General features: G+C 70.9%; 13 protein-coding genes. 7 read left to right on the top strand and 6 right to left on the bottom strand.

Annotated elements, in window-relative coordinates; translation table 11 throughout:
* Positions 1-5 precede the first annotated feature (5 nt).
* From ACZ60Q_RS32430 to ACZ60Q_RS32420, 3 genes are all read right to left on the bottom strand, one after another.
* Positions 6-809, bottom strand: coding sequence for an SURF1 family cytochrome oxidase biogenesis protein (locus tag ACZ60Q_RS32430; RefSeq protein ID WP_469641142.1), 804 nt, complete (start codon positions 807-809; stop codon positions 6-8).
* A gap of 237 nt (positions 810-1,046) precedes the next feature.
* Positions 1,047-2,069, bottom strand: coding sequence for a DEDDh family exonuclease (locus tag ACZ60Q_RS32425; RefSeq protein ID WP_469641141.1), 1,023 nt, complete (start codon positions 2,067-2,069; stop codon positions 1,047-1,049).
* A 63-nt stretch (positions 2,070-2,132) separates the two neighbouring features.
* The gene (locus ACZ60Q_RS32420; protein WP_469641140.1) at positions 2,133-2,798 is read right to left on the bottom strand and encodes an NACHT domain-containing protein; all 666 of its coding nucleotides are present in this window, start codon (positions 2,796-2,798) and stop codon (positions 2,133-2,135) included.
* Between the two features lie 432 nt (positions 2,799-3,230).
* Between ACZ60Q_RS32420 and ACZ60Q_RS32415 the strand changes: the two genes are divergently transcribed.
* Genes ACZ60Q_RS32415 through ACZ60Q_RS32405 form a run of 3 tightly spaced genes read left to right on the top strand, consistent with a single transcriptional unit; the run spans position 3,231 to position 5,933 of the window.
* Entirely contained in the window at positions 3,231-4,148 is a 918-nt protein-coding gene (locus ACZ60Q_RS32415) for a sterol desaturase family protein (RefSeq protein WP_469641139.1), read from the top strand.
* On the top strand, positions 4,145-4,852 hold the full coding sequence (locus ACZ60Q_RS32410; RefSeq protein ID WP_469641138.1) for a lysoplasmalogenase: 708 nt from the start codon (positions 4,145-4,147) through the stop codon (positions 4,850-4,852). The genes ACZ60Q_RS32415 and ACZ60Q_RS32410 overlap by 4 nt, the downstream gene beginning before the upstream one ends.
* Before the next feature lie 22 nt (positions 4,853-4,874).
* Positions 4,875-5,933: a zinc-dependent alcohol dehydrogenase family protein gene (locus ACZ60Q_RS32405; RefSeq protein ID WP_469641137.1), complete on the top strand. Its 1,059-nt coding sequence runs from the start codon at positions 4,875-4,877 to the stop codon at positions 5,931-5,933.
* An 85-nt stretch (positions 5,934-6,018) separates the two neighbouring features.
* Here ACZ60Q_RS32405 and ACZ60Q_RS32400 read toward each other — a convergent pair whose 3' ends face one another.
* Complete coding sequence (locus ACZ60Q_RS32400; protein WP_469641136.1) at positions 6,019-7,551, bottom strand: S8 family peptidase; 1,533 nt, start codon at positions 7,549-7,551, stop codon at positions 6,019-6,021.
* Between the two features lie 333 nt (positions 7,552-7,884).
* Here ACZ60Q_RS32400 and ACZ60Q_RS32395 point away from each other — a divergent pair, with 333 nt between their 5' ends.
* The 3 genes from ACZ60Q_RS32395 to moaA all read left to right on the top strand — a co-directional run bounded on the left by ACZ60Q_RS32395 (position 7,885) and on the right by moaA (position 11,154).
* Entirely contained in the window at positions 7,885-8,250 is a 366-nt protein-coding gene (locus tag ACZ60Q_RS32395) for a DUF485 domain-containing protein (protein WP_469641135.1), read from the top strand.
* Positions 8,247-9,890, top strand: a complete 1,644-nt coding sequence (locus ACZ60Q_RS32390) for a solute symporter family protein (protein WP_469641134.1) — start codon at positions 8,247-8,249, stop codon at positions 9,888-9,890. The genes ACZ60Q_RS32395 and ACZ60Q_RS32390 overlap by 4 nt, the downstream gene beginning before the upstream one ends.
* Before the next feature lie 274 nt (positions 9,891-10,164).
* Positions 10,165-11,154: a GTP 3',8-cyclase MoaA gene (moaA, locus tag ACZ60Q_RS32385; protein ID WP_469641133.1), complete on the top strand. Its 990-nt coding sequence runs from the start codon at positions 10,165-10,167 to the stop codon at positions 11,152-11,154.
* Positions 11,155-11,222: 68 nt separating this feature from the next.
* Here the strand turns inward: moaA and ACZ60Q_RS32380 are convergent, their stop codons facing one another.
* Positions 11,223-11,480: a hypothetical protein gene (locus ACZ60Q_RS32380; protein WP_469641132.1), complete on the bottom strand. Its 258-nt coding sequence runs from the start codon at positions 11,478-11,480 to the stop codon at positions 11,223-11,225.
* Between the two features lie 242 nt (positions 11,481-11,722).
* The gene (locus tag ACZ60Q_RS32375) at positions 11,723-12,100 is read right to left on the bottom strand and encodes a DUF3099 domain-containing protein (RefSeq protein ID WP_469641131.1); all 378 of its coding nucleotides are present in this window, start codon (positions 12,098-12,100) and stop codon (positions 11,723-11,725) included.
* Positions 12,101-12,309: 209 nt separating this feature from the next.
* Here ACZ60Q_RS32375 and ACZ60Q_RS32370 point away from each other — a divergent pair, with 209 nt between their 5' ends.
* Positions 12,310-12,588 (top strand): GlsB/YeaQ/YmgE family stress response membrane protein, encoded by a 279-nt coding sequence (locus tag ACZ60Q_RS32370; RefSeq protein WP_469641130.1) that lies wholly within the window; start codon positions 12,310-12,312, stop codon positions 12,586-12,588.
* The last annotated feature ends 132 nt before the right edge of the window (positions 12,589-12,720 follow it).

Raw genomic sequence — 12,720 nt, 5'->3', positions numbered from 1 at the left:
AGGCCTCAGGCGCTCGCGGGTTCGGGCTGCTCGGGGGCGTGGGCCGTCACGTTCTCGGCCGCGGCCTGCTCGCGGTCGCGCTTCTCACGGCGTACGAGAATGATCCAGCCGACCGGGACGGCGGCGACGAACAGCCACCACTGGACGGCGTAGGCCATGTGCGGGCCGATCGAGCTGTCGTCGGGGGAGGCGATCTGCTCGGGCACATCACCCGTCGGGCGGGGGTCGGTCTGTTCGATGTATCCGCCGAGGACCGTCCGGGACAGCAGCTGGGACTGCTGGTCGCTGTTGATCAGCATCACCTGCCGGTCCGGCAGTCCCGCCAGGTCCTTGATGCCGCTGCTGCCGGTCGTCTCGTCCGCCTTGAGGCGGCCGGCGACGGTCACCTCGCCCCGGGGCGCGGGCGGCACGTCGGGGAAGGCGGTCTGGTTCGGCGCGGCCGGGACCCAGCCGCGGTTGACCAGGACGGTGCCGCCGCCCTTGAGGTCCAGCGGGGTCAGGACATGGACGCCGATGCGGTCGTCGTCCGAGGTCCTGCGTCGGACGACCACCTCGTGCTCGGTGTCGAACGTCCCCGTCGCGGTGACCGCCCGCCAGTAGTCCGAGCGCGGGACGGTGTGTCCGGGAGAGGTCAGTTCGGAGACCGGGACCGGCCGCGCGTCGAGGTTCCGCGAGATCAGCCCGTTCTGCTCGACCCGGTGCTCATGCCGGTGGAACTGCCAGAAACCCAGCTCGATCATCGTCGGGATCAGCACGAGGCCGAGGAGGGTGAGGATCACCCACTGCCGGGTCAACAGGAAGCGGTACACCCCATGACCGTACAACCGGGGTCATGGGGTGCGGCACTCAGGGGTGCCGCCGGAGCGATCCGCCGGTGAGGTGTTCCGTCATGCTTTGTCCACGATGCCCATGCGTCGTGCCCGGTGCGTGCACCTCATGCGTGCACCTCGAAGGACATGCCGTAGTCGTTTCCGCGGACCTCGCGACGTGCCCTGCGCCACAGGGTGGGACGCCCGGTGGCCACGGGTGAGCGGCTGCCGGGCGGTTCACTCCGATGACGGTGCGGGGGCCTGGTGCGGCAGAGTCGCCCCCGGAGCCCGTTCGGCGGGGGCCACGTCGCGCAGCAGATGGGTGAAGGCGCTCTCCTCCAGGATCGGCGTCCCGAAGGTCTTCGCCTTCTGCGTCTTGGACGTGGCCGCGCCGGGGTCGTTGGTCACCAGCAGGCTGGTCAGCCGTGACACGCTGGTCGCCACGTGCAGGCCGGCCTCCACGGCCCGGTCCTCCAGCAGTTCCCGGTCGATCGAGGTGTCCCCGGAGAAGGCCACCCGCATGCCCTGCTGGAGCGGCTTCTCCTTCTCGTACCGCCCCGGATTGGGATACGGGCAGGCCGGCCGCTTGCGCGAGGGCCGCCAGCCGCTCTGCTGCCGCGAGGGCTGGAAGCCGACGCGCGGGGCGACGGGGGAGTCGGACCACTCGGTCAGCGGACGGCACTCCAGCAACGGCAGCCGCACCCCGCCCCGGGCCGCCGCGTGCAGGCTCGGCCGGAACGCCTCGGCCAGTACCCGGGCGTCGTCCAGGGCGTGGTGCGCCTGTTGCTGTACGACTCCGAAGTGCGCGGCGAGGGAGGCCAGCTTGTGGTTGGGCAGCGGCAGCCGCAGCTCCTTCGCCAGCGCGATCGTGCACAGCCGGTGCTCGACCGGGGCGATCACCGAAGCCCGCGCGTACTCCCGGGCGATCATGGACCAGTCGAACGCCGCGTTGTGCGCGACGAGCACCCGGTCCGCGAGCCGCTCCGACAGCTCGGCCGCGATCTCCGGGAAGAGCGGCGCGTCTTCCAGGACATCGCTCGTCAGCCCGTGGATCCACACGGGACCGGGGTCCCGCTCCGGGTTGACCAGCGTGTACCAGTGGTCCTCGACATCGCCGAGGGCGTCCAGCCGGTAGACGGCGGCGGACACTATCCGGTCGTCGCGGGCGAGTCCGGTGGTCTCCACGTCGACGACCGCGTACCCCTGGGGGTAGGCGGTCGGCCATGGTGCGGCTGTCTGACGGTCGTCGAGCATGGTCACAGAGAATACGGGCCGCGACCGACAGTCCCCTATTCGGCCGCCTTCGGTGACGGGATCCCGCGATCAGGGGAGGCGGACGATCCGTTCGGGCGGGAGGAGTTCGGCGCCGGTGACGTGGGTGCCGTACGCCACCTGGATCGTCAGGTCGTCCATGCCTGCCAGGGGGGTGAGGTCGAAGGCGCCTTCGCCTCCGTAGAGGTGAAGGGTGGTGAGGGATGGGAGTTCGACGAGGGGCGCAAGGCTGTCCGGGGCGGAGCCGTGCAGCGGTACCCCGGCCGCGCGCAGGAACTCCGCCGGGGCGGGCAGCGCGTCGAGCGTGGTGAAGGCGCGCAGGCGCAGGACGAAGGGGACGCACCGGTTCCAGGCGGCCAGTTCGGCGTCGAACGACTGGCGGGCGGCGTTCAGCGCCAGCCACTGCACCAGCGTGCTCTTGCCGGAACCGGCCGGACCGCGCAGCAGCAGGCGGTCCCGCTCGCCGAGCGCCTGCCCGATCCTGATCGTGGTCCGGACCGGGTGGTCGAGGCCGTAGCGATCCGCTTCGTACTCCCCGCTGACCTCCAGGCCGATATAGGCCGTTTCCAGCGGCCACCCGCCGGCCGACCGCCCCAGCGTCAGACCGAACAGCTCCACCCGGCTGTTGGCTCTCGCCATGAACTCCGCGTACCGCCGCTCGAACTCCAGATCCGCCGCGTCCGGGCGGGGCCCGACCCGCTCCCGTACCTCCTCCACCAGCTCCCGTGTCCGGCCCGCCGCCCGGCTGGCCCGCCGCCTCGAACGTGTCCTGTACGGAGGTGAGCGCCGCCAGCCGCTCGTGCTCGGGGAGGTCGGCGAAGGCGTCGGCCAGGCGGCCCGCGAGCACCTTGGCCAGCCGGTCCGGCGTCGCGGGGCGGGGGAGGGGGCGCACCGGTTCCGGGACCAGGCCCGCGCCCGGCCTGGGGGTCAGCAGCGCCTTGGCTGCCGCGCCGATCACCGTCGTGGCCAGCCGTAACAGGGCAACTTCCGTACCGGACACGTGCGTTCCTCCCCCTCGGCGACACATGTCCGGCAGATCCTACGGGCGGGCTCTTGGCGGAAGGTGCCAAAGTCTGCTGACATCAGGTCTCGCATACTTGTGGGTAACAACGTCTAGCCCTCGCCGAACCGCGGCCCTACGGTGCTGGCATGGAGCCGAACCTGCCCGATGTCGTGCTGTGGTCAATACCGGCCTTCGTGCTGCTCACCGTGATCGAGATGGTCAGCTACCGCCTCCACCCGGACGAGGACGCCGCCGGGTACGAGGCCAAGGACGCCGCCACCAGCCTCACCATGGGCATCGGCAGCCTGGGTTTCGACCTGCTGTGGAAGATCCCCGTCCTGGCGGTCTACATGGGCATCCACGAACTGACGCCGCTACGGGTGCCCGTGCTGTGGTGGACCGTCCCGTTGATGCTCCTCGCCCAGGACTTCTGCTTCTACTGGTCCCACCGCGGCCACCACGCGATCCGGATCCTGTGGGCCTGCCATGTGGTCCACCACTCCAGCGAGAAGTTCAACCTCACCACCGCGTTGCGCCAGCCCTGGACCTCCGCGACGGTCTGGCCCTTCTATCTGCCGCTGATCGCCTGCGGGGTGCACCCGGCGGCGCTCGTGTTCTGCCAGTCGGCCAACCTCGTCTACCAGTTCTGGGTGCACACCGAGCGCGTCGGCAAGCTCCCGCGCCCCTTCGAGTACGTCCTCAACACGCCCTCCCACCACCGCGTCCACCACGCCTCCCAAGGCGGCTACCTGGACCGCAACTACGGCGGGATCCTGATCGTCTGGGACCGGATGTTCGGGTCCTTCGCGGCCGAGACCGAGCGGCCCGTCTACGGGCTCACCAAGAACATCTCCACCCACAACCCGCTGCGCGTCGCGACCCATGAGTACACCGCCATCGCCCGGGACGTCCGGTCCGCCGGCACCTGGAGCGAGCGGGCCGGACGGATCTTCCGCGGGCCCGGCTGGCAGCCCGTGTCGCAGGCGGGCTCCAAAGCCCCGACCCCCGCCCCCGTCGCCGCGACCCCCGCCCCCGCTGCGTTCACCCCGGAACGCGCCCGGTGAGCGCCACCGGCTCCCGCCCCGCGCGCCCCCGTGGAGCCGAGCACTTCGCCCGCCCGGTGCTCCTCGCCTTCCTCCTCGCCGCCGCAGTCGACCTGGCCGGGCTCCTCGCCGGGGCCGCGTCCATCCACCTGGTCGCCAAGCCGCTGCTGATGCCGCTGCTCGCCGGGTACGCGGCACTCCGCGGCGGACCCCGGCCGCTCGTCGCCGCCCTGCTGTTCGGGTGGGGCGGTGACGTCTTCCTGCTCGCCGAGAACGACCTGGCGTTCCTGCTCGGCATGGGCTCCTTCGCCGTCGGCCATGTCTGCTACCTGACGCTGTTCGGCCGCGACCGGGCCCGTGCGCCGCTGGCCACGGGGGCCGGATACGCCCTCGTCCTGGTCGTCTTCCTCGTGCTGATCTGGCCGGACCTCCCGGCGGACCTGCGTATCCCGCTGACCGGCTACAGCCTGCTGCTCACCGCCACGGCCTGGCGGTCCGGCGTGCTCGGCCCGTACGCGGCGGCCGGCGGGGCGCTCTTCCTGATCTCCGACGCCCTCATCGCCACCGGCATCGCGCAATGGCCGCAGGCGCCCGCCCCCGACTTCTGGGTGATGCTCACCTACATCGCCGCCCAGGTCCTGCTGACCCTCGGGGTGCTCACGGCGGCCCCGGGACGGGGAACAGGGCGAACCGGGGCGTACCGTGAACGGGGTACCAGCGTCTGAGACCTGCGAGGACCCCGAACGTATGCGCGCCACCGTCATTCACGCCCCCCACGACATCCGGGTTCAGGAGGTGCCGGACCCGAGAATTCAGCGGCCCACCGACGTGGTGCTCAGGGTTCTGCGGGCCTGCATCTGCGGCAGCGACCTGTGGGCCTACCGGGGTGAGTCGGCCCGGCGGCCCGGTCAGCGCATCGGCCACGAGTTCCTCGGCGTCGTCGAGGAGGCGGGACCCGGCGTCAACGGGTTCACCGTGGGCGATCTGGCCGTCGCCCCGTTCGTCTGGTCCGACGGCACCTGCACCTACTGCGCCGAGGGCCTCCCCACCTCCTGCCCCGAGGGCGGCTTCTGGGGATCGGTCGGCCCGGACGGCGCCCAGTCGGACGGCGGCCAGGGCGAGGCGGTCCGTGTCCCCCACGCCGATGGCACCCTGGTCAAGCTCCCGGCCGCCGCCGCTTTTGACGACCGCCTGCTCACCGCCCTGCTGGCGCTCTCCGACGTCCTGGGTACGGGCCACCACGCCGCCGTCGGCGCGGGCGTCGGGCCGGGCAGCACCGTCGCGGTCGTCGGTGACGGCGCGGTCGGCCTGTGCGGAGTGCTCGCCGCCAAGCGGCTCGGCGCCGAGCGTGTCATCGCGCTCGGCCGCCACACCGCGCGCACCGACATCGCCCGCCGCTTCGGCGCGACCGACGTGGTCGCCGAACGCGGCGAGGCCGCCCTCGCAGCCGTCCGCGAACTGACCCGGGGCGAGGGCGCGCACAGCGTCATCGAGGCCGTCGGCACCGAGCAGTCGATGCGCACCGCGCTCGGCATCGTCCGCGACGGCGGCTCCATCGGCTACGTGGGCGTTCCGCACGGCAGCGCCACCGGTGTGGACCTCGGCGTGATGTTCGGCCGGAACATCGCCCTGCGCGGCGGCGTCGCCCCCGTACGCACGTACATACCGGAACTGCTCCCCGACGTACTGGACGGCACGATCGACCCGTCGCCCGTCTTCGACCGGTCCATCGCCCTGGACGAGGTGCCCGTCGGCTACAAGGAGATGGACGAGCGGACCGCGCTGAAGGTGCTCATCACGCCGTGACCGCACGCGCAACGGGCCGCGGGGCCGGGGAGATCGATCTCCCCGGCCCCGCGGCTCTTCCGGTGTCGTGCCACCGGGTGTCCTGCTATCGGCGCACCGCGTCCAGCGCGTCGGCCATTCCGGCTCCGTAGAAGCCGTTGTAGCTCTTGCCACCCTCGCAGACCGCGTCGATGACGCCGTCACCGTTGATGTCGTACGGCTCACCGCACGCCTTCGCGTCCGCCTGGAGTGTCAGCAGCGTCTTCACCGCGGCCGGCGAGGCGTAGGGGTGCTTCGACTTGATCAGCGCCACGACGCCCGCCACGTGCGGGGACGCCATCGACGTACCGGCCTTGTAGCCGAACCTGCCACCCGGCAGCGTCGACAGGATCAGCCCGTTGACGGCCGGCGGCTCGGGGGTCTGGTAGACCGTCGAGTCACCGCCCGGGGCCGCCACGTCGATGACGCCCCTGCCGTAGTTCGAGTACGAGGACTTCAGACCCTTCGCACCTGTCGCGGAGACCGTCACGACACCCGGCAGCATGGTCGGGATGTCCGGGCACACGCTCGGGTCGACCGTCCGTGTGACCGTCTCGGTGTCGTTCGGGCTGGTCTTGTCCTCGATCGCGTCGAGCGCCAGATCGTGGCGGGAGTTCCCGGCCGCCGCGACGTTGACGGTGCCCTTGCGCTCCGCGTACTTCACCGCGCGGGTGAGGGCGTCGACCAGGGCGCCCTGATCCGGGTCGTTCTTGCAGGCGAACAGCCACGGGTCGGTGTAGTAGCTGTTGTTGGTCACCTCGACGCCGCGCTCGGCGGCCCAGAGGAACCCGCAGACGACGGCCTCGGTGTAGAAGAACCCGTTCGGGTTCGACACCTTGATGCCCGACACCTTCACTCCGGGGGCGACGCCGGTGACACCGGCGCCGTTCTTCGCGGCGGCGATGGTGCCCGCCACATGCGTGCCGTGGTCGCTCTCGCCCGCCGCCGGACGCCAGGAGCCGGCGGTGGTGTCCGGAGCGCCCGACACGCAGTTGGCCGAGGCGCCACTGTCGAAGTTCGGAGCCAGGTCCGGGTGGGTGTCGTCGACGCCCGTGTCGATGACGGCGACCGTCACCCGCTTCGAGCCCAGCGACTTCTCGTGCGCCTTGTCCGCCTTGATCGCGGGCAGCGACCACTGGAGGGGCTCCAGCGGGTCCTCGCCGGCCTTCGCGTCCGCGGCGGCGGCCGCCGCCTGCTCGGCGGTGAGCGGCTGCGCTATCGCGCCGACGTCCTTGGTGGCCTGCGGGACGATCGGGTTCGTGCGGGTGGCGCCCGCCGACTCCACGCCGCGTACCCGGCGAATCGTTTCGCCGAAGGCGGGGTTCTGCGAGTGGACGACGATGACGCCGATCTGCTCATAGGAGATGACGACCGTGCCGCCCGCCTCGGCGATCGCCTTCTCGACGTTCTTCACGGTGCCGTGGCCGCCCCGCGTGTTGACCACGTAGGACAGCTTCGGCCCGTCGGTCCGCACACTCGCGGCGGTCTGCTCGCCGGTGGGTGCCGCCGTGGCCGTCGGCAGGAAGCCGAGCGAGGCGGTCAGTGCGAGTCCGACGGGCACCGCGAGCACGCGGGTCCGTCTGGATGCCAGATGAGCCATGGGATCTCCACATCATCCGTGCCGAACGACCGGACACCTGGCGTGTTCGGTCGCGTACATGACGAGTGAAGCTATCGCTGATCATCCCGGCGCATCAACGCTTACGGGCAAGTGAGTTCGAAGAGTGACCTGTGCGACCGAATGCGAACGGGTGACTTCGGGGCAACCGGGCGCACCACGACACCTCCGAGAAGGCGAAAGACGCGGTGAACCGCTTCGTCGCGCCCTCCGTGCCGTTGTCCAGGAGGCACATCACCGTCCCCGCCGGTAACGAGGCTTCCCTTGACACCCACCGTCCCCCAGATCACCGCACCCGCGTCGCGAGGAGATTCCGTGGCTACCGATGCACCGCCGCCCGAGGGCACATCGCCCACCGGCCCCGTCCAGCCCACCACCGAGGCGTTCGTCGCGATGCAGGCGAGCCCGGACTTCGCCGACCTGCGCCGCTCCCACCGCTCCTTCGCCTTCCCCCTCACCATCGCCTTCGTGACCTGGTACCTGCTCTACGTCCTGCTCTGCAACTACGCGGGCGGATTCATGGCCACCAAGGTCGTCGGCAACATCAACATGGCGCTCGTCCTCGGACTCGCCCAGTTCGCCACCACCTTCCTCATCGCCTGGCTCTACTCCCGGCACGCCGCCACCAAGCTCGACCCCAAGGCCGACGCGATCAAGTCCCGTATGGAGGCCGACGTATGAGCGCCGCCCACGCCCTCTACCCCACCGTCCAGCTCGCCGCCACCGAGGGAGCGAGCGAGCACCGGCCGCTGATCATCACCCTGTTCGCCGCCTTCGTCGTGGCGACCCTCGTCATCACCGTGTGGGCGGGCCGCCAGACCAAGAGCGCCGCCGACTTCTACGCGGGCGGCCGCCAGTTCACCGGATTCCAGAACGGACTCGCGGTCTCCGGTGACTACATGTCCGCCGCATCCTTCCTCGGCATCGCCGGAGCCATCGCGCTCTTCGGCTACGACGGCTTCCTGTACTCCATCGGCTTCCTCGTCGCCTGGCTCGTCGCCCTGCTCCTGGTCGCCGAACCGCTGCGCAACTCCGGCCGCTACACCATGGGCGACGTCCTCGCCTACCGGATGCGCCAGCGCCCGGTCCGTACCGCCGCCGGCACGTCCACGATCGTCGTCTCGATCTTCTACCTGCTGGCCCAGATGGCCGGCGCGGGCGTCCTCGTCTCGCTGCTGCTCGGCATCACCAGCGACGCCGGGAAGATCCTCATCGTCGCCCTGGTCGGCATCCTGATGATCCTCTACGTCACCATCGGCGGCATGAAGGGCACCACATGGGTGCAGATGGTCAAGGCCGTCCTGCTCATCGCGGGCACCCTGCTCATCACCTTCCTGATCCTTCTGAAGTTCAACTTCAACATCTCCGACCTGCTCGGCACCGCCGCCAGCAACAGCGGCAAGGGCGCGGCCTTCCTGGAGCCCGGTCTGAAGTACGGTGCCACCGGCGTCTCGAAGCTGGACTTCATCTCGCTCGGCATCGCCCTGGTCCTCGGCACCGCGGGTCTGCCGCACATCCTGATCCGCTTCTACACCGTGCCCACAGCCAAGGCCGCCCGTAAGTCCGTGAACTGGGCGATCGGTATCATCGGCGCCTTCTACCTGATGACGATCGTGCTCGGCTTCGGCGCCGCGGCCATCCTCAAGCCCGGCGACATCATCGCCTCCAACAAGGCGGGCAACACCGCGGCGCCACTGGCCGCACTGGAGATCGGCGGCGGCTCCGGATCCACCGGCGGCGCCATCCTCCTCGCGGTGATCTCCGCCGTCGCCTTCGCCACCATCCTCGCCGTCGTCGCCGGACTCACCCTGGCCTCCTCCTCGTCCTTCGCGCACGACATCTACGCCAATGTCATCCGCAGGGGGAAGGCCACCGAGAAGGAAGAGGTCCGCGCCGCACGCTGGGCCACCGTCGCGATCGGTGTCGTCTCCATCGGCCTCGGCGCACTCGCCCGCGACCTGAACGTCGCCGGGCTCGTCGCGCTGGCCTTCGCGGTCGCCGCCTCCGCCAACCTGCCGACGATCCTCTACAGCCTCTTCTGGAAGCGCTTCACCACGCAGGGGGCTCTCTGGTCCATCTACGGAGGCCTCGCCTCCTCGGTTCTGCTGGTGCTGTTCTCGCCGGTCGTCTCCTCCAAGCCGACCTCGATGTTCCCGGACGTCGACTTCGCCTGGTTCCCGCTGGAGAACCCCGGCCTGATCTCGATCCCGCTCGGCTTCCTGCTCGGCTGGGTCGCCTCCCTGCTCTCCAAGGAGAAGCCCGACACGGACAAGTACGCCGAACTCGAGGTCAAGTCCCTCACCGGCGTAGGGGCCCACTGAGCACACGAGCACACCGGGACGAGCCCCCCTCGGATCATCACCGACGGGCCTTCGGCTCATCACCCACCACGGGCGGCCGGGGCGCGTCGTAGAGTCCTACGACGCGCCCCGGCCGTGCCTCGTGGCAAACGGGCCACTCCCGATGTCAGCGGTCTCACGTAGGCTCGGTAGTACCGGAACCCCCGGAGGCCGGGACGAGGCGAGGACCGGACAGGGGCGACGGCCCGAGAAGAGCGACCGCACCACCGCGGACACCCCGGGGGAGGGACCCACCGTGCTCATCGACACCTACGACCGGGTCGCCACCGACCTGCGCGTGTCACTCACCGACAAGTGCAACCTGCGCTGCACCTACTGCATGCCCGAAGAGGGCCTTCAGTGGCTCGGCAGGAGCGAGCTGCTCTCCGACGACGAGATCGTGCGTCTGATCCGTATCGCCGTCACCTCGCTCGGCATCACCGAGGTCCGCTTCACCGGCGGCGAGCCCCTGCTGCGCCCCGGCCTCGTCTCCATCGTCGAGCGGTGCGCCGCGCTCACCCCGCGCCCCCGCATGTCGCTCACGACCAACGGCATCGGACTCAAGCGGACCGCCACCGCCCTCAGAGCGGCGGGGCTCGACCGGGTCAACGTCTCGCTGGACACCCTGCGCCCCGACGTCTTCAGGACCCTCACCCGCCGCGACCGCCACAGGGACGTGTTGGACGGCCTGGAGGCCGCCCGCGAGGCCGGGCTCACCCCGGTGAAGGTCAACTCCGTCCTGATGCCGGGACTCAACGACGACGAGGCCCCCGAGCTGCTCGCCTGGGCCGTCGCCCACGCTTACGAACTCCGCTTCATCGAGCAGATGCCGCTCGACGCCCAGCACGGCTGGAAGCGCGACGGCATGATCACCGCCGGGGACATCCTCGACTCGCTGCGCACCCGCTTCACCCTCACCGCCGAGAGCGAGGAGTCCCGCGGCTCCGCCCCCGCCGAGCGCTGGACCGTCGACGGCGGCCCGCACCGCGTCGGCGTGATCGCCTCCGTCACCCGCCCGTTCTGCCGCGCCTGCGACCGCACCCGGCTCACCGCCGACGGCCAGGTCCGCACCTGCCTCTTCGCCCGTGAGGAGACGGACCTGCGTGCGGCACTGCGCGGGGACGCGCCGGACGAGGAGATCGCCCAGCTCTGGAAGACGGCCATGTGGGGCAAGAAGGCGGGCTCCGGACTGGACGACCCGTCCTTCCTGCAGCCCGACCGCCCGATGTCGGCGATCGGCGGCTGAGGCCGGGCACCCGGGACCCGAGGGACCGAAGGTCAAGACCCCGAAGGTCAAGACCCGGACCCCGGGGATCAGGCCTCGGTCTCTTTCCCGTCTCCGGCTCCCCAGTCCTTCAGTGGCACGACGTCCTTGAGGAAACCCCGTACACCGAGGAACGAGGACAGGTGCTCCCGGTGCTCGTCGCAGGCCAGCCAGGTCTTGCGCCGCTCGGGCGTGTGCAGTTTGGGGTTGTTCCAGGCGAGCACCCACACGGCGGCGGCCCGGCAGCCCTTGGCGGAACAGAGCGGGGCGCCGGTGGCACTCTCGGCGGACGTCTCGGGAAAAATCACGTGGTCCAGCCTAAGTCAGGTGCTCGACGAGCCAAATCAGCTGCTCCACGAGCTTTCTGACGCATCCCCTGCCGGAGAAAGGGCGACGCCGGGCAGCCACGGGGGGAGCTGCCCGGCGTCGGTCCATCGCTCCGACGGGGGATGCGGAGCGCTTTGGCAGTATGTCACGGGGACCGGGGTGCGGTGCACCGGAACGTCATGATTTATCTGAGCTTTACTTGAGCTTCGCGAGACGTACGGGCTCAGGTGTGCTCGTGCGGCGGCCGGGCCGTGCCGGACGCCCCCTCGGAGTCCCCGGACTCCGCCGGACCGGGCACCGGGGCGGCCTCCACGGCAGGCCGCAACGGCATCTGCACGAAGGTCGTCGGCAGCGAAGTCACGTTCTCCCGGCCCGCGTTGGCGATGACCACCGCCACGTACGGCAGCAGTACGCCCAGCGCGAGCGCCACGATCGCCACATGCCGCTCCACGTTCCACAGCACCGCGGCCAGCACCACCGACACCGTGCGCACCGACATGGAGATCACATAGCGTCGCTGTCGGCCGCGGATGTCGTCCGTCAGCCCCTGACGGGCGCCCGTGATCCGGATGACCTCCGTACGCGCGCTCTTCCGCAGCATGCTCCACCACCAGATCTCGTCGCCGGACGCTCCCGGACCGGGCCGCATCCACGGTACGCCCGCCACCGGCCGGGCAGGCGACCGGGGCACGCTGTACGAGGGGTGCGGGCCGGGCCGGGGTCCCTCGGACGGTCCACCAGGGCATGCGCCGCCCGGACGGCGGGCCGAGACTGGGCGGACGCGCACTCCGCGCCGCACGAGGAGGCGAAATGAGCTGGTTGTGGGCAATCATCGTGGGACTGGTGCTGGGTGTCATCGCCAGGGCGATCCTGCCGGGTAAGCAGGACATCCCGCTCTGGCTGACGGCCGTGTTCGGCATCCTCGGCAGCATCCTCGGCAACGCCGTGGCCGGCTGGATCGGTGTGGGGGACACCAAGGGCATCGACTGGATCCGCCACCTGCTGCAACTGGCGGGCGCCGTGGCGGTCGTCGCCGTCGGCGACATGGCCTGGCAGTCCTTCCGCGGCAGCCGTAAACAGCGAACCTGACCCAGCGGGGTCACACAGTGCCGGGGGGGGGGGGGCGGGGGGGGGCGGGGGGGGGGGGGGGGGGGGGGGGGGGGGGGGGGGTGGGGGGTCGGGGGGGGGGGGGGGGGGGGGTCGGCGGGGGGTGACGGTGTC

It is taken from the genome of Streptomyces sp. NPDC104313, assembly GCF_055583985.1.
This window is presented reverse-complemented; position numbering and strand designations above follow the sequence as displayed.